This is a genomic window from Paraburkholderia fungorum, assembly GCF_003610895.1.
Taxonomy (GTDB): Bacteria; Pseudomonadota; Gammaproteobacteria; order Burkholderiales; family Burkholderiaceae; genus Paraburkholderia; species Paraburkholderia fungorum_B.
On the sequence record NZ_MCAS01000069.1, the window covers coordinates 53521 to 76219 of the forward strand.

Consider the following 22699-nt stretch of genomic DNA (forward strand, 5'->3'; position numbering starts at 1 on the left):
ATTGTCTGATCTGCCAGTTTAGCGGAGCCGGCCGTGTCAGGGGTGGCGCGCATTACGGAATCCCGACGCGGCCAAGCGGCGCAAAACGTCAGCATTTCGCCCTCCGCAGTAGAATCGTCTATCGAGCAAAAACCCGACTCCCCCTTTTCACCGAGCCTGCCCATGTCTTCCTCGATCAAAGCCGTTCTCAAACCACATTTACGCGACGTCGGCAGCCTCACCGTGCGGCGCGTGCTGCCGGCCATGGCGGCGCGCCTGATCGGCCCGTTCATCTTTTTCGACCACATGGGCCCCGCCACGCTCGATCCCGGCATCGGACTCGACGTGCGGCCGCATCCGCATATCGGCCTTGCAACCGTCACGTATCTGTTCGAAGGCGCGATCATGCATCGCGACAGCCTCGGCTCCGAGCAGAAGATCGTCCCGGGCGACGTCAACTGGATGACCGCGGGCCGCGGCATCGTCCATTCCGAGCGCTCACCGGCCGAAGACCGCGCGAGCGGCCAGACCATGCACGGCATCCAGACCTGGGTCGCGCTGCCGCTCGAAGACGAAGACATCGAGCCGTCCTTCTCGCATCACGCGGCCAGTACGCTGCCGGTGGTCGAGCGCAACGGCGTCACGCTGCGCGTGATCGCGGGCACCGCATTCGGCGAAACCTCGCCGGTCGAGACCTTTTCCGGCACGCTTTATGTGGCCGCGGAGTTTGCCCCGGGCGGCGCCTTCGCACTCGAACCGGAGCACGAGGAACGGGGTGTCTATCTGGTGGACGGCGATCTGGAGATCGATGGCACGCCGCTCGAAGTAGGTCAGATGGCCGTGCTCGCACTCGACGAAACCGTCACGCTTGCCAGTACCCACGGCGCGCGCGCAATGCTGCTCGGTGGCGAGAAACTGGACGGCGAGCGCTTTATCGAATGGAATTTCGTCGCCAGTTCGCGCGAGAAAATCGAAGCCGCGAAGCTGGCGTGGACCCATCAGGAGATGGGCAAGGTGCCGGGGGAAACCGAATGGATTCCGCTGCCGGTCAAAAAGTAAGCGCGTCTGGCTGCAAGTAAAAGTGCGCGCGGCACGCATTGAATTCGTCGCGCCCGGCCCCACCTGAGCAACCACTGTTTTATCGACGAGGACGTAATGGACACCACGCTGGCCACTTTCGAACGGGACGTCATCACGGCGTCGACACTGGCCCCTGTGCTGGTCGATTTCTGGGCGCCATGGTGCGGGCCCTGCAAGACGCTCGGCCCGATGCTGGAAAAGCTCGAAGCCGAAGCCGCCGGCAAATGGAAGCTGGTGAAGGTGAACGTGGATGAGAACCAGGAACTGGCCGCGCACTTCCAGGTGCGCAGCATTCCGCATGTGATGGCGTTTGCCGACGGCCAACCGGTCGATCAGTTCGTCGGCGTGTTGCCGGAAGGCCAGTTGCGCGAGTTCATCGAACGGCTCGTTCCGCAAGGCGCGGATGCGTCACGTCTTGAAGCGCAAGCCGCGTTGGCTGAAGGCCGCCGCGAGGATGCCTACGATGCGCTGCAAGCGGCGCTCGCCTACGACCCGGGCTTCGACGAAGCACGCATGGACCGTATCGAGATGCTGCTCGAAGATCACCGCATCGACGAAGCGCGCAATGAAGTCGACCTGTTGTCGCCGAAAACCACGCAAGGGATCGACGCCCGCTTCAACGCGATCAAGACCCGGCTCGATGCGGTAGACGCGGCGGCCGATCTGCCGCCTACGGATGCGCTCGAAGCCAAAGTCGCGGCGAACCCCGACGATCTCGAAGCTCGCTTCGATCTGGCTAGCGCATTCATTGCACGCCGCAAATACGAAGGCGCACTCGAACATCTGCTGGCCATCGTGCAGCGCGACCGTGCGTTCCGCGAAGACATCGGCCGTAAAACCATGCTGTCGGTGTTCGATCTCGCGGCGCACCAGCCGGAACTGGTGTCGCACTGGCGGCGCAAGCTGAGCGCGCTGTTGTTCTGATCTGTACTGTGTTCAGGCGCGGCGTGCGAGCCGCGTCTGAATGCGTTGCCGCGTACACGACGTACACGGCATACACGGCATAAAGCGCCCTACCGCATCAACCCGCAGCCTGCCTCGCCAGGGCCCGCAACACATGCGCGGCCGCGGCGAAACCGAAGCTCGCGGTCACGCACACGCTCGATCCAAATCCCGCACAGTTCAAACCCACCGGTCCCGTATGCCCCGGCGACGTGGTGACGTGTTCCGCTTCCTCGTCGATATCGCACACGGCGGCTTCCGGGTAGATCAGCGGTTCATCGGAATACACCGCGCTCACCTTGAACTTCGCCTTTGGTCCGCGCGGGAAACCATGCTGTTTGCGCAACTGCCCGCGCACTTTCGATAGCAATGGGTCCTGGATCGTCAATGCGAGATCGTCGATACGGATGCGAGTGGGATCCAGTTGGCCACCCGCGCCGCCCACCGTGATCAACGGCTGCTTCTGCTCGACGCACCAAGCAATCAACGCGGTCTTGGTGCGTACGCTGTCGATCGCATCGATCACGTAGTCAAAACCACCGCCAAGCGTGGCCGCGAAATTGTCCGGCTCGACGAAGTCTTCCACGAGCCGTACGTCGCAGAACGGATTGATTGCCGCGATGCGTTCGGCCATCGCTTCGACTTTCGGTTTTCCGTAGTTGCCATCCAGCGCATGGATCTGGCGGTTAGTGTTGCTCTCGGCGACGTTGTCCAGATCGATCAAGGTCAGCGTGCCGACCGCGCTGCGCGCCAGCGCCTCCGCCACCCATGAACCCACCCCGCCGATGCCGATCACGGCGACGTGTGCCCCTTCGAACGCAGCGAGCGCCGGCGCCCCGTACAGGCGGGCAACACCGCCGAAGCGGCGCGCGCGGTCGGCGGTTTCACTCCCTTCGAGGCTGGTAGTAAGATCGGAAGGCGCGGTGGTGCTGGACATGGTGGCAGGCTCGTTCAAAGCAGGCAAAACACAAAGTGATGAAAACGCCGAGGCACAGCCAAGCGTTTCCAGCCCGTATTTTGCCTGATCGCGGCGCCTCGCATGACCACGCCAACCTGGAGGCACGAATGGCGGCCAACGTTGTAACGTGCATATCCACACAGCGCGGCGGGCCTTGATCTGGTCGCGGGCAAAAAATTCACGCCCTGGCTATACTGATTAGACTGAAGCGTTCGCATAAGAATATGACCTCACTCGCCGAACTTCGAAAAAACTATTCGCTCGGTTCTTTGGACGTGGCCGATATCGACCGCAACCCGTTTCGTCAATTCGACACGTGGTTTCAGCAAGCGGTAGACGCCCAGTTGCCCGAGCCGAATACGATGACGCTGGCCACGGTTGACTCGCGCGGCCGGCCGTCGGCGCGCATCGTGCTGATCAAAGGGGTCGACGAGCGCGGCTTTGTGTTCTTCACCAACTACGAAAGCCGCAAGGGCCGCGAACTGGCCGTTAATCCCTACGCAAGCCTGCTGTTCTACTGGATCGAACTCGAACGCCAGGTGCGCATAGAAGGCCGCATTATCAAAACCAGCGCGGAAGAAAGCGATACGTATTTTGCGTCGCGCCCGCTCGGTTCACGCATTGGTGCGTGGGCATCCAATCAAAGTCAGGTAATTGAAAGCCGTTCGCAGCTCGAAACACGCGAACGCGAAATCAGCCTGCAATACGGCGACCAACCGCCGCGCCCACCGCACTGGGGCGGCTATCGTTTGGTACCCGAAGCAATTGAATTCTGGCAAGGCCGGCCGTCGCGTCTGCACGACCGCTTGCGCTACACACGTTCAAGCGAAAACAGCGACTGGCAAATCTCCCGCCTTTCGCCTTGAATCGGAATACAGCACCGTACGCGCGTTGCCAACGCAGCAGCGCGCGCCGGTAGGACTGCGACTCGCGGCATGGGAGCTGCGCCGCATGGAGCCGCAATCCACACAGGCTTTGCTTTAATTCAACGGACACGGAGAGATCACATGTTCTGGGAGAAAAAGCTGGCGCAGTGGGTGGAAGAAGTAAAAACCAAGGCTAACCTGCCAGCACGCCTTGTGCTGTGGGACGGTCAGCAACATGACTTCGGGCAGTTCGCCGCGCCTCAGGTCACGCTACATGTCAAAAGCGCCACGGCGCTGCCTTATCTGCTCGAACCGAGCCTCGACAATCTGGGCGAGGCGTATGTGAAGGGCAAGATCGATATCGAAGGCAAGCTGTCGGACATCATCAACGTCAGCTATCAGCTGGCGCGCAATACCGTCACCAGCGCGAGCAAGCTGGCGCGCGTACGGCGCTACTTCCATCACTCGAAGTCGTCGGACAAGAAGGCCATTCAGTATCACTACGACGTCTCGAACGAGTTCTACAAGCTGTGGCTCGACGAGAACATGGTGTACTCGTGTGCGTACTTCGAGAATGGCAATGAAGATCTCGCCGCCGCCCAGGTCAAGAAAATCGACCACATTCTCACCAAGATCCAGTTGCAACCCGGGCAGCGCCTGCTCGATATCGGCTGCGGCTGGGGTGCGCTCGTTCTGCGTGCCGCGCAGAAATTCGGCGCCAAATGTGTCGGCGTGACGCTGTCGCAGAACCAGTTCGATCTCGCTACCGCACGAGTGAAAGCCGCGGGCCTCGAAAACCAGATCGAGATTCGTCTGCAGGATTATCGCGACGTCGAAGGCCAGTTCGACCGCATTACCAGCGTCGGCATGTTCGAGCACGTCGGCCGCAAGAATCTGCCGGGCTACTTTCAGAAAGTCCACGACCTGCTGGTCGAAGACGGCATCGCCATGAATCACGGCATTACGTCGAGCGATTCGGACAGCGGCGAAACGGCGTTGGGCGGCGGCGAATTCATCGATCGTTATGTCTTTCCGGACGGTGAACTGCCGCACATCAGCCTTGCGCTCGAATCGATGCAGCGCGGCGGGCTTGAAGCGGTTGACGTCGAAAGCCTGCGCCGTCACTATGCGCACACGCTGAACATCTGGGCGGAAAACTTCGAGACGCATGCGGACGAAGCCCGCAAGCTGGTCGACGACGAAAAATTCCGCATCTGGCGCGTGTACCTCGCCGGTTGCGCGTATGCGTTCGAAAACGACGACGTCTCGATCTACCAGGTGGTATGCCGTAGAGCCGGACGGAGCGCCAAGACCTTACCGTGGTCGCGTCGCTATATGTACGACAAAACGTTGTGATACGGTTGCGCCGCGGCGATTTGCTGTCGCCGCGCGCCGGCGCTACGTGCATGTGCGACCGGGCCGGCGCGGCGCAAACCCTAAACAACAGCAGGTCGAACATAGATGGATCAGAGCGGGACAAGCGAAGTTGAACAGCCGGTGAGCGACGGGGATGACGCACAGGCCGACGCCGTGCAGTTCGATCTGTTCGGATTACCGGTGGAACAGACGCCGGCGCCGAAGGCCGACGCGGGAGCAAAACCGCCGCGCACGACTACAGAAGCCAAAGCAGCGCCAGCCACCGCCGACACGCCGAAGAAACGCCGCTCACGCGACGTTCTCGCCGCCCCGCCCTCACCCGAACTCCTCGCGCTCGCTGCCGAACTGCCACCGCAGGTCCACCTCGGCACATCGACATGGTCGTTTCCGGGTTGGCACGGCATCGTCTACGGCGACGAATACAGCAATAGCAAACTTTCGCGCGAAGGTCTGACGGCTTATGGTGCGCATCCACTCTTAAAGACCGTCAGCATCGACCGGTCGTTTTATCAGGCGCTCACCGTCACTGAATACTTGCGCTACGCACAGCAGGTACCGGAGCACTTCCGCTTCATCGTCAAAGCGCCGATGACCATCACGGACGCCACCGTGCGCGCCGAACGCGGCGAACCGGTCTCGCTGAACCCGTGCTTTCTGAACGCGCAAATGGCGATCGACGAATTCGTCACGCCGTGCCTTGAAGGCCTCGGGGCAAAAGCCGGTGCGCTGGTGTTCCAGCTCTCGCCGCTGCCCGACCAGATGCTCGCGCAGCCCGCGGTATTCATCGAGCGGCTCGCGGAGTTCCTGGCCGCCTTGCCGACGCTGCCTGAAGGCACCTGCTACGCGATAGAAATCCGCGACGCGAGTCTGCTCACGCCGCGCTTCATCCGCACGCTGAAAGCGGCGGGCGTGCGGTATTGCGTGGGGATTCATGCGCGGATGCCGGACCCGCTGCGTCAGGCGGCGGCGCTCGCGCTGCTGGACGGCGAGCCGGCCGGCCCACTGATCGTGCGCTGGAGTTTGCACGGCGGCTTCAAATACGAGCAGGCAAAAGCCAAGTACGAGCCGTTCAACCAACTGGTCGACCAGGACCCGGGCACCCGCGCCGCGCTCGCCGAACTGGCCGCGCGCTACGCGCTGGCCGGCCAGCCGGTGGTGATCGCTGTGAACAACAAGGCGGAAGGGTCGGCGCCGTTAAGCTGCGTGGAACTGGCCCGGGAGATTATCGAGGCGTATGCACGCCTCGCTCATGAGCATGAACATGAGCAAGACGGCACGCAGGCGGAGTCCGAAGCGGACCTGCATGCCGATCAAGCTGAGCGGCGCGAGGACGGCGAGTCCGGCGGCGAACGCTGAGCTACCGCCGCGGGAAAACGAAGCCGTCAACGCGCCACCACCCAAGACTCAGCTCGCCTTGATCCGATGCGCGAACTTCTGACGGAATTTCGCGACCTTCGGCGCCACCACGAACGAGCAGTAGCCCTGATTCGGATGCTGCGCGAAATAGTTCTGGTGATACGCCTCGGCCGGCCAGTAGTTGCCGTCGAGCGGCAGCACCTGGGTGACGATCTGGCTGTCGTAGATACCCTGCTCGCCGATTTCGCGGATCGCCTGCAATGCCGTTTCACGCTGCGCGTCGGAGTGGGTAAAAATCACCGAGCGGTATTGCGTGCCGACGTCGTTGCCTTGCCGGTTCAATTGGGTCGGGTCGTGGATCGCGAAGAAAATATCGAGAATCTCGCGATAGCTGATCTTCGCCGGATCGAAGTCGACGTTCACGACTTCCGCGTGGCCGGTCACGCCGTCGCACACCTGTTCATAGGTCGGCCGCTGGGTCTGGCCGCCCGCATAGCCGGACTCCACCGAGTTCACCCCTTCGACGCCCAGATACACCGCTTCGAGACACCAGAAACACCCGCCACCGAGGGTGGCGACTTCGCCTGTCTGACTCATGCTGCTTGCTCCTTGATACACATAGCCGGCCGATGCCGGTCCCAGTTAGCCGCAACGCTCATGCCACCGCCAAGACTTTCCAGCTTAGCGGTTTTTCCACCAACCGGCAGAGCTCGCGGCCGGTCCACCGCGATTGCAGTTAAAATTGGGATAAATCGACGATTTTCACTATGACTTTTGAATCATTTGTTTCCGGCCGCACACCCGATGGGTCCGGCACGGGTTTCACCCGGCTCGGCACAAGGGCTTCCGCCCGATGAAGCGCGCCAGCCCGCCCAACTTCGACCAGTCCGCCTTTAAACAGGCGCTCGGCCAGTTCGCCACCGGCGTCACGGTCATTACGACACGCGCAGCGTCCGGCCAATTGATCGGTATCACGGCCAGCTCGTTCAATTCGGTTTCGCTCAATCCGCCGCTGGTGCTGTGGAGCCTCGCCACGCGCTCGGCGTCGATGCCGGTGTTCCAGGCGAACAGCCACTACGTGGTCAACGTGCTGGCCGCGTCGCAGCTCGATCTGTGCAAGCGCTTTGCGACGGTGAAGGGCGATCGTTTCGAAGGTGTGTCGCACGCCGAAGGCGACACCGGCATGCCGGTGCTCGACGGCGCGCTCGCCTGGTTCGAATGCCATAACCGCAGCCGCTACGAAGAGGGCGACCACGTGATTTTCGTCGGCGAGGTGGAGCGCTGCGGCGTCCACGAGAATGCGGCGGAGATTGCGCCGCTGGTGTTCCAGAACGGCCAGTTTCACGGACTCAAGTCGCTCTGAATGCGGCGCCGCTTTCGGCCTGGCGGCTGCTGCGAACCCATGCACGCCGGGGCGAGCAGCCCCGCCGCTCGCATTCAGCTATGCGACGCGCTGTGCCCGCTGGTTTTCGTCACGAGCGACACCGGCACGCCGGAATCTTCTTTCAGCGTCTGCAGCACGATATTCGAACGAATATCCATCACGCCCGGCGCCTTGTAGAGGCGTTGCAGAACGAAATCCGAATAGTGCTTGAGATTGTGGGCGAGCACCCGCAACAGATAATGGGTTTCGCCGGTCACGACAAACGCGCCGACCACCTCCGGCCAATCCCGCACCGCCTCCGCAAAACGCTCGTGCCAGTTCTCCTGGTCGTTGCGCATCGACACCTGCACAAACGCTTCCAGTTCGAAACCCAGCACTTCGCGGTTCAGGCACGCGCGGTAATGTTCGATGACGCCCTGCTCTTCCAGCAGGCGCAGGCGTCGTAGACAGGCCGATGGCGACAGCGAAATGCGCTCCGCCAGGTCGAGATTGCTGATCCGTCCTTCCTGCTGAAGCACCGTCAAGATACGGCAATCGGTGGCGTCGAGCGAGATCGCGTTCATATTCGGTCTCCCTTTCCCATTTGTCTCAAATTATGTTCCAAGACAGGGCTCAGAAGGAGATTTTTTCGCAATCACATTTCGCGACAAGCCACCTATCATTCCTGGATAGACACAATCCGCTGATGGAGACATGGACACACTCTGGGACATCACCCCCGCCGTCGATACCGCGACACCCGTCTGGCCCGGCGATACGCCGGTCGGCATCGAACGCGTGTGGCGCATGGAGGCGGGCTCGCCCGTCAACGTTGCGCGCCTGACGCTGTCGCCGCACACCGGCGCCCACACCGACGCCCCGCTTCACTACGACGCCGAAGGCGCGGCGATCGGCGAGGTCGCGCTCGATGCGTACCTTGGACGCTGCCGCGTAATTCATTGCATCGGCGCTTCGCCTGTTGTGACGCCACAACACCTGAGCGGCTCGCTCGACAACCTGCCGCCGCGAGTCTTACTACGCACTTACAAAAACGCGCCGACGGCGGTCTGGGACAGCGCCTTCTGCGCGGTCGCGCCGGAAACGATCGATCTGCTGGCAGCGAGGGGGGTGAAGCTGATCGGCATCGACACGCCGTCGCTCGATCCGCAGGAATCGAAGACGATGGACGCGCACCACCGGATTCGCACGCACCGCATGGCGATCCTCGAAGGCATCGTGCTGGATGCCGTCGCACCCGGCGACTACGAGTTGATCGCGCTGCCGCTCAAGCTGACCACGCTCGACGCGAGCCCCGTGCGCGCCGTGTTGCGGGCGCTGCCCGAATCCGAATCTGCCTGATCGCCCGCGATCTGCAAAACCGAATCACGTACTCCCAAATTTCTTTGACTGGACCATCATGAACAACCGTGACGAAGCACTGGCGCTCGATAGCGCCGACCCGCTCGCGCCGCTGCGCGACCAGTTCGCGCTCTCGCCGAGCACCATCTACCTCGACGGCAACTCGCTCGGTGTGCCGCCGGCCGCCGCCGCCCAGCGCGCGCAGACCGTGATCGGCGCCGAATGGGGCGAAGGTCTGATCCGCAGCTGGAACACCGCGGGTTGGTTCGAGTTGCCGCGCCGCCTCGGCAACAAGCTCGCGCCGCTGATCGGCGCAGCTGACAACGAAGTGGTCGTCACCGATACGATTTCCATCAATCTGTTCAAGCTTTTGTCGGCTGCCGTGCGGTTGGCGAACGCACGCGACCCGAAGCGTCGCGTGATCGTTTCCGAGCGTTCGAATTTCCCGACCGATCTGTACATCGCACAAGGCCTGATCGAACAGCTCGACCGCGGTTATGAATTGCGCCTTGTGGACGACCCCTCCGAGTTGCCCGCCGCGATCGGCGACGACACCGCAATCGCGATGATCACGCACGTGAACTACCGCACCGGCTACATGCACGACATGGCCGCACTCACGAAGCTGATCCATGACAAAGGCGCGCTCGCGCTGTGGGACCTCGCGCACTCGGCGGGCGCGGTGCCCGTCGATCTGAACGGCGTTGGCGCGGATTACGCTGTGGGTTGCACGTATAAGTATCTGAACGGCGGCCCGGGTTCGCCGGCATTCGTGTGGGTGCCGAAGCGGCATCAGAACGACTTCGCGCAGCCGCTGTCCGGCTGGTGGGGCCATCGCGCGCCGTTCAAGATGGACCCGGCGTATCAGCCCGATGACGGCATCGGCCGCTTCTTGTGCGGCACACAGCCGATGGTGTCGATGTCGCTGGTCGAATGTGGACTCGATGTGTTCCTGCAAACGGATATGCAGACCATCCGCGCAAAATCGCTCGCGCTGACCGATCTGTTCATCGAACTGGTCGAAGCGCGTTGCGGCGAGTTTCCCTTGAAGCTCGTGACGCCGCGCGAACATGCACAGCGCGGTTCGCATGCGAGCTTCGAGCATCCGCATGGTTATGAAGTGATGCAGGCGTTGATCGCGCGTGGCGTAATCGGCGACTATCGCGAGCCGCACGTGTTGCGGTTTGGCTTCACGCCGCTGTACACGCGCTTTGTCGATGTGTGGGATGCGGTGGAGACGCTGCGCGATGTGCTCACGCAAGAGTCCTGGCGAGCACCTGAATTTGCCGCTCGCGGCGCAGTGACCTGAGGAGCGCGCGATGACCACCGATCACATGCAAACGCCGGGATTGCCGGAAGAAAAACCGGCGCAAGGGTGTCCGTTTGGACATGGCAGTGGGGTTGCTCAGGCGGCCCGCCCGGCTTCCGCTGCCTCCGTGGATTCCGACTCAGGCGATGGCTGGCATGACGCGCAGCTCGATTTTTCCGAGTCGATGAGTTACGGCGACTATCTCTCCCTGGGGACGGTGCTGGATGCGCAGCATCCGCTGTCGCCAGACCACAACGAAATGCTGTTCATCATTCAGCATCAGACGAGCGAGTTGTGGATGAAGCTCGCGCTGTACGAGTTGCGTGCGGCGTTGAAAGCGGTGCATCGCGATGAACTGCCGCCTGCGTTCAAGATGCTCGCGCGCGTGTCGCGGATCATGGAGCAACTGGTGCAGGCATGGAGTGTTCTCGCGACGATGACGCCGTCCGAATACACGGCGATGCGGCCTTATCTGGGCAGCTCTTCCGGGTTCCAGTCTTATCAGTATCGGCAGATCGAATTTCTGCTTGGCAATAAGAATGAGCAGATGCTGAAGCCTCATGCGCACCGGGCGGATGTGCTTGCCGAGGTGACGGCTTCGCTGGAAGCGCCTTCGTTCTACGATGAAGTAGTTCGACTGCTGGCGCGGCGCGGGTTTGCGATTTCACCTTCCAGGTTGGAGCGCGATTGGACCCAGCCTACTGTGCATGACACTTCGGTCGAGGCGGCCTGGCTGGAGGTCTATCGGAATCCTTCGCAACATTGGGAGTTGTACGAGATGGCGGAGGAGCTTGTCGATCTCGAGGACGCTTTCCGGCAGTGGCGGTTCAGGCATGTGACGACAGTCGAGCGGATTATCGGGTTCAAGCAGGGCACGGGCGGCACGAGTGGTGCGCCTTATCTGCGCAAGATGCTGGATGTGGTTTTGTTTCCCGAGCTTTGGCATGTTAGGACGATGCTTTGAGGGGTTTTGTGTTGTCGGCGATAGGCGATAACGCGTAAAGACTGCCGCGCGTGTGCGGGCGAATGCGACGCAAACGGGAATAGAGCATCCAGATGAAGTAGTGACCACCATGCTGCTGGAAATGAAAAGGCGTGAGCAGCGAACAGCCTCTTAAGCCGGACACCTGTCCATTGCTTCGAGGTGCGGTTCGTTGCTCGCGCCTTGTTGTTATCGCTTAACTTTCTTCCTCGGCGAAGGGCTTATATCCAGCCCTTCCGGAGCCAGACGTGGATGCTCCAACCACAGTTCCCGGAGTACATCCACAAATAGATAACCCATAGCCTTACCGGTTCCAGCGCGGAACGCCTTGAATTCGTCATCGGGGCAGCGCTGTTGAACTAGCGCGATAGATTCGTCCATCAGGCGCGTCACCGTCAGTAGGCGGTCGCTGATCTCTGCAGCGACATCTTTGTCACCAATCAAGATCCCCTCCCTTAACGATCGTTGTCTGCATTATCTGTTTCCAACCTGGGTCAGCCTGCCTGCACATAGAAAAGCGCAATCACTTGCTCCTCGCATGCGCCCTGTCGCTTATTTTTTTCTCGGTGAAATCATGACCAGACCTTCTGGAGCGAGGTCTGGATATGCCCTCCACAATGGTTCGAGAAGCAGATACAAACCCCCAGCAACTCTTCCCGCTTCAGAACGGAACGCCTTGAATTCCTCGTTTGAGCAGCGTTCTTGAACCAACCTTGTCGCATTCTCCAACGAATGGAACGAGGCCAATAACTCCCTACTTAGCTCGCAAGCAACATCCTTGGACACATCCCTATCGATCACCAACTACTCCTTCTCAGTGTTGATACGATTTAAATCCGAGTCGCGCAGATGGAATGGCTCCACCTGACGCTCAACCTCGGAGTTAACCGTCTCCCTTAAGTTGGACACCTCTCCATGCTTCCGGGGCGAGGTTCGTTGATCGAACCTTCTTTATCGCTTGCCCTTCTTCTTCAACGGGGGACTCATATCCAGTCCTTCCGGAGCAAGTTCGGGGCGTGCTTGCCACAGCGGCCTTAAGAGAAGACCAAACAAATGGCCCGCCACATTCACCGCTCCAGCGCGAAACGCTCGAAGTTCGAGCTCTGAGCCATGCTCCTCGACAAGCTTCAAAGCGTCAACAATCGAGCGGTGCGCCGACAGTAATTTCTCATTGACTTCCGCCGCGAGGTCTTTGTCCTCAATCATCACACTGCTCCTCAACATCCGTTGTCTGCCATACATGCATTCTTGCACCTGAAGAATGTAACTCCATAGTCGGGGGTCTGAAACAACACATGACATTTGTCGATACATCGTTCAAGAACCTGGGCGCAGCGCCTCGTTATAGGTTTTCCGTAAGCGCACTTAACGAAGCCCGAATCGGAGTCATCGTTGTTCCGGAACAGTTGAGCATATAGCACGGCACGTTTTGATTGCCCGTTCTGGTCAGGCATCAAAATGGGAAATGGCACCTGTTCCTGAGCCGCTATTTGCAGTTCAGGCACATTACCCTGCACCGGCTGACCTGACTGCGTGACGGTCAGTCCACGGTAGAAGAGCTTCCAGGCTAGCTTCGCCTTTGTGAACACGTAGCACTCAGCGCATACAGGCGCAATCACCGTCGTACCGCTGCCTTTCAGTGCTTTACGTGAGCCCAAGAGATTGGCAGGTGGCCCGACTGGATCAGCACCGGTTTCATAGTTACTAATCCACTTGTCAATTTCATCACTGGCTATCGATTGAGGAGCGCCGCCGTTCCTGGCAACCGTGCCGGTTCGGCTAACAACGCGGCCGTCCGGTGCGTATGAGTAGTCGACGGTCAGAAAACGATGCAGTCCGCCGTTCGACGGCCGTGCCTGTTCGTCATACGTGAATTTGCTTACGCGTCCACGTTTGTCATATGTAAAGCGTGCTTGACGATAATTCCCATTCACTTCCGTAGCACGGTTTGCAGCGTCGCGGTGCACCGTACCAAAGAGCCATCCCGAAACAATGTCCTGAGCGGTGTTTATGTTGCCGGTGGAGTCCGAAAAGTAATACCAGTCTTCGGTTTTTACTCCATTGAGGTATACCGTTGCTTGCGCCAAACGGTTATCAGCATCGTAGCGTGCACCGACGGTCAACTTGTTGCCTGTACCAGTAGCGTCGAAGCCGCTCGCGCCAGTTGTGTCGGACGTGTCGAGCTCACTGTATCCAGTGACGTTGCCACCTCCGTCGTAAACGAACGCACGCATCTTGCCAGGGGTTGCAACAAGCGACGGATGCAGGCTCGCAGAATCGGCATAACGCACCGACGTTATTACCGTGCCACTCGAACTAGTCACCGCAGCTCGAACCGGTCGGCCCGCAGCGTCGTACGAATATGCCGCGCTTCCATCCGGCGCCGTTTTTTGCAACAGGTTCCCGCTCGTGTCCAGCGTCCGGCTCTCGGTGCCATCCGCCGTACTGCCACCGGTCATGCGTAACATGCCCGCAATTGACGCAAAGTTAACCGTGCCCGAACCATCCGCCCAGGACATGGTCGTTGAGCCGTTGTTGTAGGCGAACTGAACGTTCTGCGTCGTATCCGGGTGCGTTACCGAGGTAGCGCGGCCCATTGCATCATATGTCCACGTTGCGATCCGAGAACCGGATTCGTCAATCACACCTGTCAGTGCGTTCTTGAAACGCGAGTCGTCGTAGACGTAACGGCGCACGTAGCCATCGGGCCATGTGACCGATATTAGGTTACTGCTTCCGTCATAACCGTATTGCGTAAGCCCGCCGCCCGGGTCCGTCATGCGGTAGATACGACCTAACGAGTCGTACTCAAGCTTGATTGACAGCAAGTCATATTTGGGAACTGCACCTGCTGCACGCTGGTTGATGGCCGTGAGGCGTCCCGCGCCGTCATAGGTGAGCGTTCGAGTGAATCCTGTATGTGTTGTTTCCGATAGCAGGACGCCTTGCGCGGAATAAGATTCGACGGTATCAGTCGTCAGGTCCGTCAGGGCCCAGCCAGCGTCATTCTGGGTGAGAGCGAGTCCACTGAAGCTGGACGTTCTCCACTGCCCGTTGGTCAGTAGGAACGTGAGCGGTTGACCGCTGGCACGATAGGCGACGACCTTAGGTAAGCCACCGCTCGCTCCAGCGACGTTGAGTTGTCGTTGCCAGTTATTCATCCATACCGGTCCCATGGCGGTGGCCAATTTGAGAAATGGTGAGGATAGGTAGCTTCGAGTAAACGTCAGTGGCATTCCATCGCCGCTACGGAAGTCATTTTCCGAGAGCGTCACCTTGCCGTTCGCCGGATATACCGGATCGGCAACCGGACACGATTCGTCAGGGTCCGTAGGCGTGGCGCACCACTCGTCAATTGCAGCTATGTCGTTTCGACATCCGTAACTACCAGTGCCGCTCGGCGTATTGCTTGCAACGTCCAGCCTGCAACTCGCTGTACCTGGCGTCGCACCGGATTTCGAATAGAGCGTCCAGCAGTCGTCTGCACGCGCGGAGGATGCCACTATTAGCAAGGCACATGCAGTCATTAGTCGGGCCAGCTTTCCTCCAAACCGGCCCGACGGGATTTTTGTTCTCATACATCTCCTTCTTGCAATACGTCGTTAGAAATTCGTAATAATTCGACGTTGCATGAATGAGAACTGAAACCAGAATGGGAACACTCTGAAAATGCCGATCACGTGACAGATTTTCACGAACTAGCTGAAATAGGAGGCGTCGACGCAGGATCAGCCACAAACGGATGTGCCAACAAACCCCACGTGGAGGTGTTCAAGGAAATTGAAAAGCACCAAATTGACTACCCAAGATGGCGGGACCTGCTATGTGCACAGTCATCGACCCGTCATCCAATCGTCCATTGGCGCGAGCGCGACAGTCGGAGTCGATCCACCCGACGGCCCCACCGACCTGCGAGAGCTGGAAATTTCCGCAGTCGGAGTGCAAACGTCATAGCCCATGGCCAATAAAAAAGGCCCGCTCGTATGCGGGCCCTTAAACGTCATTCGTGACCTGGCGGCCGTGCGAGTGTAGTGAAATCCTAGACGCGATTCGCCGTTACACCGTGCGCGCACCGACATTAATCCGTAGCAACCAAGCCCCTCACCTCGCCGTATACCCCCCATCAACCGGCAAGCAAACCCCGCTAATCATCGACGCCGCATCGCTCAACAAAAACATGATCGGTGCGGCAACCTCTGCGGACTCCGCGAAGCGGTGCAACGGAATCGCCTTCAAAGCCGGATCCCGCTTCGCAGGATCACTCCACGCCTGCACCGCCATCGGCGTCAGCGTCACGGTCGGATTGACGCTATTCACCCGAATACCGAACGGCCCCAACTCGACACACAATGCACGCGTAACAGCATCCAGCGCTGCCTTGGAAGCCGAATAACTCAGATGATCATCCAGCGCCACAAGCGCGGCTTGACTGGAAACGTTCACGATACTGCCGGCGCGCTTCGCTTCGATCATCCCACGTGCCACATGCTTCGCAACCAATACCGCGCCACGCGCATTCACTCCCATCACGCGATCGAAACTCGCCCCGGTCGTGTCCACCGCCCGTTCAAGCAGCGCAATCCCCGCACAGTTCACGAGTCCGTCGAACACGTCGAGTGAACCTAGCGCTTCGTCGATAGCGGTTTCATCGCTCACATCCAGCATCAGCGGCTCGCAGCCCGTTTCCTCGGCTAATCGCGCGAGTTCGTTCACATTCCGTGCTGCCGCGACCACATTCGCACCGGACGCGCACAACGCCTCAACCGTCGCGCGACCAATTCCACTCGACGCACCCGTCACAAGAATCGAGCGACCAGAAAAATCAAACGTAGCATTCATGATGATTGCAACCGATGCATGACCGGCTTCAACGCCGGATACAAATCCGTATAAACACCGAACCGCTGCTCGTACATCGCCATCCGCTGCGCGTTCGGCTCCGCACGTTCAATCAGCGTGACCCATCCGCTCTGCGCCTCTTCACGCGACACTATGCCTATACCGACACCGGCCAGCAACGCCGCACCCATCGCCGCCTCCACGTCCTGCTCGATCGTATAGACCGGGTAGCCGGTAATATCCGCGATGATCTGCATCCAGAGATCGGAATGCGCGGCACCGCCCACCACGATCAACTTGTCATCGAGCGACTGCGCACCTTTACGTCCCGCTTCGATGTTGTGCTTCAACGCAAACGACACGCCTTCCAACACCGCGCGATACAGATGCGCTCGTGTATGAAACAGGCTTAGTCCAACAAACGCCCCGCTCGCCTTCGCATCCCACACGGGGCTTCGTTCGCCCATCAAATACGGCAGGAACATCACGCCGTCGGAACCCGCCGGGACCTGTGACGCACTTTCCTCAAGCAACCGGTGCGGATCCCCATCCGGTAGCGCGCGCGCCGCCTCAGTCTCCGCGTGACAAAACTGCTCGCGATACCACGTCACTGAAGCACCCGCCGTAATCGCACCGCCAAACACGTAAATATCGCGCTGACCGTTGAACACATGCGGCATGCTGATCAGTCCATGCCGCGCATCCACGGTCTGATTGATATATCCCCAGCACATACTCGTGCCGATCATGGCAACGTGCTGCCCCGCGCGCGTGACGCCCGCGGCAAACGTCGCCACCGCGGCATCCACACCACCCGCCACGATCGCCGTGCCCGCCTCCAATCCAAGCTGCCCGGTCCACTGCGACAACAATCCTCCGACCACGTCCGACGATTCCACCAAGCGCTCCGGCATCATCGTCGCCGGAATGCCGAGCATGTCGAGCGCCTCATCCGACCAGTCGCGCTTGCCGATGTCGTAAATGCCGCCGATATTCCCCGCCGAACTATGATCGACGGCGACCTCACCGGTCAGCATATAAATCACATAAGCATTCGGCGGCAGGAAGTAACGCGTATGCGCCCACACATCCGGCTCGTGATCGCGCAGCCACAACATCTTCGTGTAGCCGTAATAGCTGTCCACGCCATTGCCCGTGATGGCATATAAGCGCTCGAGATCGATGTTTTCACGCACCCATTCGACCTGATCGGTCGCGCGCCGGTCCATCCAGATCAGACAGGGATAAAGCGGCCGCATTTCGCTGTCGACAGGAATCCCCGAGCCGCCATACAGGCTGCTCACGCATAGCGCCTTGATCGACTTCGCCGCGACGCCGGCCGCCTTCCCTTTGTCTACGCATGCGGCGATGCACTCCACCACCGCCTTCAACCACACAGCCGGCCATTGCTCGGCCCATAGCGGCTTGGGCGTATCCGGCTGATAGCTCGATGCATGCTGCGCGACGATCGCGCCGTGCTGATCGACCAGCAGCGCCTTCGTGCTCTGCGTGCCGATATCGACGCCGATGACGTAGTCCATACAGTCTCCGTTTATGTGCCGCTCGCCCATGACTAGCGTTACGCCCGAGCTTCAGGCTCGCGGCTTCAACAACACCTTGATCGAGTCGAGCGAGTTGGCAACCTTGATTGCTTCGTCCCATTCTTCCAGCGAAAAGCCGTGCGTGACAATACCCTTCGACGTAACAAGCCCGCGCGCCAGCAAATCGATCGCAATCGGATAACAGTATGGGCCGAGATGAGCGCCGCGTACATCGAGCTCCTTACGGTCGCCGATCACCGACCAGTCCAGCGTCGTCTCCGCGCCAAACACCGAAAACTCGACAAAGCGCCCAAGCTTGCGGATCATCTCCATGCCCTGGTTGACACCGACCGGCGCACCGGTCGTTTCAATGTAGACGTCGCAACCGTAGCCGTCCGTCAGCGAATGAATGATCGCCAGCGCGTCGTCCTGTTTCGGATTGATCGTCACGTCCGCTCCGTACTCACGCGCAAGTGCCAGACGCTCCTCAACCAGGTCGATCACGACGAGCTTCTTCGGCGTTTTCAGATGCGCAACTTGCGTCATCATCAAACCCAGCGGACCCGCGCCCGCGATCACGACCACGTCGTCGAGTTGCAGGTCGCCGCGGTTCACCGTGTGGATCGCGCATGCGAGCGGCTCGATGATCGCCGCATCTTCGAGCGAGATGCCGTCGGGAATCTTATGGACGATCGCCGTCGGCGGAATACGCATGTATTCGGCCATGCCGCCGTCCGCAACTTCGCGCTGAAAACCGAAGATGTTGTGCACTTCGCACATCCAGTACTGGCCGGATTTGCAATAGCGGCACTTGCCGCACGGCACGATCTGTTCGGCGATCACGCGATCGCCGAGCTTGACGTCGAAGTGATCGGCCGCGCCCTCGCCGATTTCTTCGACGAAACCGAAGAACTCGTGCCCCGGAATCACCGGCGCTTTGACCCACGGGCTCGGGCCGCCCCAGAACATCTTCGCGCCCGAATGGCATTTGCAGTCGCTCGCGCAAATGCCGCACGCGGCGATGCGAATCACCAGTTCATGCGCGCGCGCCTTTGGTTTGGACACCTGTTCGACGCGATAGTCTTTCGGCGCGTGGCAGACGATCGCGGTCATGTCCTGCTTATCAGATTGCGTGGATTGAGTCATTGCATGGTCCTGCTAAAAATGGATAAGTCAGTGGAAAATTACTTTCTACGGTCGCGGCTGATGTAGATCGCCAGCAAAATAATTCCGCCCTTGATGACGTTCTGCACATACGGATTCACGCCGACCATGTTCAGCCCGTTGTTCAGCACACCCAGCAGCAACGCACCGATCAAAGTGCCGATGATCGAACCACGTCCACCTGAGATCGACGTACCACCCATCACCACGGCGGCAATGGCGTCGAGCTCGAAGCCGACGCCGGCGTTCGGCTGGCCGCTCATCAAGCGCGCAGTCAACACAATGGCGGCGAAAGCGGAGGTCAAACCGGCGAGCGTGTAGACAATCAGTTTCACGCGCGCCACGCGCACGCCCGAAAGACGCGTCGCCTGCTCGTTGCCGCCAATCGCATACACGTAGCGGCCAAACGGCATGCGTTCGAGCAACACCCAGGCAATGGCATAGATCACCACCATGATCACGACAGGCGCCTGGACACCAAGAATCTTGCCGCTGCCGAAGAAGCTGACCCAGTCGGGCAGACCGTCGATCGGATAGCCGCCCGTATAGATCAGCGCAAGGCCGCGCGCGATCCCCATGGTCGCAAGCGTGACGATGATCGGCGGCATGCCGGCGAACGCGACGAAGAAGCCGTTCGCGGCGCCAAAGCCCAAACCGACCGCTATGCCGATCGCCAGCGCGGCCACCGCATTCATACCGGCGACCATCAGACCCGCGGCAAGCGTGCCCGACAAAGCCATCACCGAACCAACCGACAGGTCGATGCCGCCAGTCAGGATCACGCAGGTCATCCCAACGGCGATGATCGCGTTGATCGACACCTGGCGCAGCACGTTCTCGATGTTCGCGGCGGAGAGGAAGCTGTCGCTCGCAAACACCATCACGACGCACACCACCAAGAGGCCGATGAACGGATAGAACAGCGTCGAGCGCTTCAACGCTGCCCATGTAAAGCGCACCGGCGCACCCGGCGTGTCGCCACTAACGGTCGATGTTTTCGGCGATGAAGAGGGATTAGGCGTGTTCATGAGTTGCTCCACGTGTGCCGGCTGTGGCGTAGGTCATCACGGCGTTCGAGTCGATCTGATCGCCTTCGAGCATGGCTTCGATACGGCCCTGCCGGAACACGGCGACGCGGTCGCACATGCCGACAATCTCCGGCAGTTCGGACGAGATCATGATGATCGAGTAGCCGCGCGCGGTGAGTTCGCGCATCAGCAGATAGATTTCGGCTTTAGCGCCGACGTCGATGCCGCGCGTCGGTTCGTCGAAGATGAGAATGTTGGTGTGGTGATTCAGCCAGCGCGCGATCACCACCTTCTGCTGATTGCCGCCGGAGAGCGTTGCGACTTCGGTATGCATCGTCGGGGCTTTCACGCCAACGCGTTTCATGATGTCCGCAGTGGCTCGCGCTTCGCTGCGCTGGTCGATAAAGAAACGCAGCGAGCGGTATTTGCCAAGGTTGTTGATCGAGATGTTCTGCTTGATCGAGAAATCGGTGATCAGACCTTCGGTCTTACGGCTCTCGGGCAAGATTCCGACACCGGCGCGCAACGCATCGGCGGGATCGGACAGTTTCGCCGTCGCGCCGTTGATACGGATCTCTTTCACATAAGCCGGGTCCGCGCCGATCACGGCCAGCGCGGTTTCCGTGCGGCCCGAACCGACCAGTCCTGCGAAACCGAGAATCTCACCTTCGCGCAGCGTGAAGCGCAGCATCGGGCTGTCTTTGAGCAGCTGCAGCTTCTCGACGTCGAGCACGATCTTCGCGTCGGTGCGCAGCGGCGGCTTGGGCGGAAAGCTGTTTTCGATGCGGCGCCCTACCATCATTTCCACCAGGTGGTTCACATCGGACTGCGCAACTTCTGTCATGCCGACGTACTGACCATCGCGCAACACCGTAATTCGGTCGCACACCTCAAAGATCTCTTCCAGATGGTGCGAGATAAAAATCATCGCAACACCCTGCTTCTTCAGATCGCGCATGATCGTGAACAGATGCTCGGCTTCCGCGGGCGTTAGCGTGGCGGTCGGTTCATCCAGAATCAGAATGCGCGCCTCCAGCGACAACGCCTTGCCGATTTCGACAAACTGCTGCTGCGCGACCGACAATTCGCGAATCGGCACCGATAGATCGATCGCCACGCCCAGCCGCTGAAAAATGGCGGTGGCCGCGCGCCGCATCTTGCCGCGTTCGAGCAGACCCAAACCGTTCTTCAATTCACGGCCGAGAAACATGTTCTCCACCGCGTTCAGATACGGAATCAGGCTGAACTCCTGAAACACGATACCGACGCCCGCAGCAACCGCGTCGTGGTAATTCGTGAAGTGGCGCGCCTCACCCGCGATCGTGATCGTGCCTTCATCCGGTTGATAGATGCCGCACAGGATCTTCATCAACGTCGACTTGCCTGCGCCGTTTTCGCCGAGCAAGGCGTGAATCTCACCGCGCGCAATCTCAAGGTGAATGCCTTGCAACGCCTTCACGCCGGGAAAGCTTTTGGTGATGTTGTCGAGCTTGAGTATCGTGTCCATCGGGTCCTCCTCTGCTGCTCGCCGCCACGTTCATCGAAGCAGCACATGCACACGGCGGCGAGCACTTGGCTTACCAGCTGAAACCCTTGGCATTGCTCTTGTCGATCATCTTCACGTCGACCGGAATGGTTTTCGGCACATTGGCGCCCCACTTCTTCGCGAGCGCAATGCCGAGCGCGATCCGCACCTGGTCGGCCGGGAATTGCGCCGACGTTTCGATGAACTTCGAATTCGGTTTCTGGATCGCGGCAATCGCCTCCGGCGCGCCGTCGACGCTGGTCAGCTTGATGTCCTTGCCCGACGATTCGATCGCCGAGAGCGCGCCCATCGAGCCGCCGTCGTTCACGCTGAACACGCCCTTCAGATTCGGATGGGCCTGAATCATGTTCTCGGTCACGGACAACGCCGTCGCGCGCTCCTGCTTGCCGTTCTGCGTGTCCACGAGTTTGATGCCCGGCACTTTCGCAAGCGCCGCCTTGCAGCCGCGCACGCGTTCGAGAATCGGCACCACCGGAATACCGTCGAGAATCGCAACTTCGCCGCTGCCGCCAATTGCCTTGGCAAGATAGTCACAGGCCATCTCACCTGCGTCGAAATTCTTGGAACCGACGAAAGAGTCGACCGGGCCGTTCGCATTCGCATCGACGGCGACCACCACCACGCCCGCTTTCTTCGCCGACGTCACCGCCGATTGAATGCCGGTCGAATCGGTCGGATTCACAAGCAGGATGTCGATCTTCTTTTGCAGCATGTCTTCAACGTCGCTGACCTGTTTGCTGACGTCGTGATGCGCGTCGGTCACGACCACCGTCGCACCGATCGACGCTGCCGCATCGTTGAGCGCCTTTTGCATCGTCACGAAGTACGGGTTGTTGAGTTCCTGAAACGTCATGCCGATCTTCAGCGGCGCGGCCTGGGCTGCCGGGGCGACGATGAACGAAAGACCGAACGCGAGCGTCGCAAGAGCAGCCGTGCTGCGCACGAAGGTTTTCAGCGATGCCTGCTTCGAAATGGATTGGGTCATGGTTGTCTCCGTTATTAAAACTAGT

21 protein-coding genes are annotated in these 22699 nt (G+C 60.0%); 9 read left to right on the plus strand and 12 right to left on the minus strand.

What is annotated here, in order from left to right:
• Positions 1-162 precede the first annotated feature (162 nt).
• On the plus strand, positions 163-1038 hold the full coding sequence (locus BCY88_RS38500) for a pirin family protein (protein ID WP_120349314.1): 876 nt from the start codon (positions 163-165) through the stop codon (positions 1036-1038).
• Between the two features lie 96 nt (positions 1039-1134).
• Complete coding sequence (gene trxA, locus BCY88_RS38505; protein WP_120349315.1) at positions 1135-1983, plus strand: thioredoxin; 849 nt, start codon at positions 1135-1137, stop codon at positions 1981-1983.
• A gap of 97 nt (positions 1984-2080) precedes the next feature.
• Here the strand turns inward: trxA and tcdA are convergent, their stop codons facing one another.
• Positions 2081-2938: a tRNA cyclic N6-threonylcarbamoyladenosine(37) synthase TcdA gene (gene tcdA / locus BCY88_RS38510; RefSeq protein ID WP_120349316.1), complete on the minus strand. Its 858-nt coding sequence runs from the start codon at positions 2936-2938 to the stop codon at positions 2081-2083.
• A 245-nt stretch (positions 2939-3183) separates the two neighbouring features.
• Here tcdA and pdxH point away from each other — a divergent pair, with 245 nt between their 5' ends.
• From pdxH to BCY88_RS38525, 3 genes are all read left to right on the plus strand, one after another.
• Positions 3184-3825 carry a pyridoxamine 5'-phosphate oxidase gene (gene pdxH, locus BCY88_RS38515; protein ID WP_120349317.1) on the plus strand — a complete coding sequence of 214 codons (642 nt, stop codon included), beginning with the start codon at positions 3184-3186 and terminating at the stop codon, positions 3823-3825.
• A 141-nt stretch (positions 3826-3966) separates the two neighbouring features.
• Positions 3967-5181 carry an SAM-dependent methyltransferase gene (locus tag BCY88_RS38520; protein WP_120349318.1) on the plus strand — a complete coding sequence of 405 codons (1215 nt, stop codon included), beginning with the start codon at positions 3967-3969 and terminating at the stop codon, positions 5179-5181.
• Between the two features lie 105 nt (positions 5182-5286).
• Positions 5287-6558 (plus strand): DUF72 domain-containing protein, encoded by a 1272-nt coding sequence (locus BCY88_RS38525; protein ID WP_120349319.1) that lies wholly within the window; start codon positions 5287-5289, stop codon positions 6556-6558.
• 48 nt (positions 6559-6606) lie between these two features.
• Here BCY88_RS38525 and msrA read toward each other — a convergent pair whose 3' ends face one another.
• Positions 6607-7155, minus strand: coding sequence for a peptide-methionine (S)-S-oxide reductase MsrA (gene msrA, locus BCY88_RS38530; RefSeq protein ID WP_120349320.1), 549 nt, complete (start codon positions 7153-7155; stop codon positions 6607-6609).
• Positions 7156-7411: 256 nt separating this feature from the next.
• On the opposite strand from msrA, the gene BCY88_RS38535 reads away from it, so the two are divergent.
• Positions 7412-7921: a flavin reductase family protein gene (locus tag BCY88_RS38535; RefSeq protein WP_120349321.1), complete on the plus strand. Its 510-nt coding sequence runs from the start codon at positions 7412-7414 to the stop codon at positions 7919-7921.
• Between the two features lie 74 nt (positions 7922-7995).
• On the opposite strand, the gene BCY88_RS38540 is transcribed toward BCY88_RS38535, so the two are convergent.
• Positions 7996-8505: an Lrp/AsnC family transcriptional regulator gene (locus BCY88_RS38540; protein ID WP_120349322.1), complete on the minus strand. Its 510-nt coding sequence runs from the start codon at positions 8503-8505 to the stop codon at positions 7996-7998.
• A gap of 130 nt (positions 8506-8635) precedes the next feature.
• Between BCY88_RS38540 and kynB the strand changes: the two genes are divergently transcribed.
• From kynB to kynA, 3 genes are read left to right on the plus strand one after another with little or no spacing between them, the layout of a single operon-like run.
• Entirely contained in the window at positions 8636-9280 is a 645-nt protein-coding gene (gene kynB, locus BCY88_RS38545) for an arylformamidase (RefSeq protein WP_120349323.1), read from the plus strand.
• Positions 9281-9338: 58 nt separating this feature from the next.
• A complete protein-coding gene (gene kynU, locus BCY88_RS38550) occupies positions 9339-10589 on the plus strand; it encodes a kynureninase (protein WP_120349324.1) in 1251 nt (416 codons plus the stop codon).
• Positions 10590-10599: 10 nt separating this feature from the next.
• Positions 10600-11553 (plus strand): tryptophan 2,3-dioxygenase, encoded by a 954-nt coding sequence (gene kynA, locus BCY88_RS38555; RefSeq protein ID WP_120349325.1) that lies wholly within the window; start codon positions 10600-10602, stop codon positions 11551-11553.
• A 207-nt stretch (positions 11554-11760) separates the two neighbouring features.
• Here kynA and BCY88_RS38560 read toward each other — a convergent pair whose 3' ends face one another.
• The 9 genes from BCY88_RS38560 to BCY88_RS38600 all read right to left on the minus strand — a co-directional run bounded on the left by BCY88_RS38560 (position 11761) and on the right by BCY88_RS38600 (position 22674).
• The gene (locus BCY88_RS38560) at positions 11761-12015 is read right to left on the minus strand and encodes a hypothetical protein (RefSeq protein WP_120349326.1); all 255 of its coding nucleotides are present in this window, start codon (positions 12013-12015) and stop codon (positions 11761-11763) included.
• A 507-nt stretch (positions 12016-12522) separates the two neighbouring features.
• Positions 12523-12777: a hypothetical protein gene (locus BCY88_RS38565; protein ID WP_120349327.1), complete on the minus strand. Its 255-nt coding sequence runs from the start codon at positions 12775-12777 to the stop codon at positions 12523-12525.
• Between the two features lie 11 nt (positions 12778-12788).
• On the minus strand, positions 12789-15149 hold the full coding sequence (locus BCY88_RS38570) for a DUF6531 domain-containing protein (protein ID WP_120349328.1): 2361 nt from the start codon (positions 15147-15149) through the stop codon (positions 12789-12791).
• Positions 15150-15672: 523 nt separating this feature from the next.
• Positions 15673-16410, minus strand: a complete 738-nt coding sequence (locus BCY88_RS38575) for an SDR family oxidoreductase (RefSeq protein ID WP_120349329.1) — start codon at positions 16408-16410, stop codon at positions 15673-15675.
• Positions 16407-17951 carry an FGGY-family carbohydrate kinase gene (locus BCY88_RS38580; RefSeq protein WP_120349330.1) on the minus strand — a complete coding sequence of 515 codons (1545 nt, stop codon included), beginning with the start codon at positions 17949-17951 and terminating at the stop codon, positions 16407-16409. Before BCY88_RS38580 ends, BCY88_RS38575 begins: the two co-directional genes overlap by 4 nt.
• Before the next feature lie 51 nt (positions 17952-18002).
• The gene (locus BCY88_RS38585; RefSeq protein ID WP_120349331.1) at positions 18003-19097 is read right to left on the minus strand and encodes an alcohol dehydrogenase catalytic domain-containing protein; all 1095 of its coding nucleotides are present in this window, start codon (positions 19095-19097) and stop codon (positions 18003-18005) included.
• 38 nt (positions 19098-19135) lie between these two features.
• Positions 19136-20143 carry an ABC transporter permease gene (locus BCY88_RS38590; protein ID WP_120349332.1) on the minus strand — a complete coding sequence of 336 codons (1008 nt, stop codon included), beginning with the start codon at positions 20141-20143 and terminating at the stop codon, positions 19136-19138.
• Positions 20130-21650 (minus strand): sugar ABC transporter ATP-binding protein, encoded by a 1521-nt coding sequence (locus tag BCY88_RS38595; RefSeq protein WP_120349333.1) that lies wholly within the window; start codon positions 21648-21650, stop codon positions 20130-20132. Before BCY88_RS38595 ends, BCY88_RS38590 begins: the two co-directional genes overlap by 14 nt.
• Before the next feature lie 70 nt (positions 21651-21720).
• Positions 21721-22674, minus strand: coding sequence for an ABC transporter substrate-binding protein (locus tag BCY88_RS38600; protein WP_120349334.1), 954 nt, complete (start codon positions 22672-22674; stop codon positions 21721-21723).
• Positions 22675-22699 lie beyond the last annotated feature (25 nt).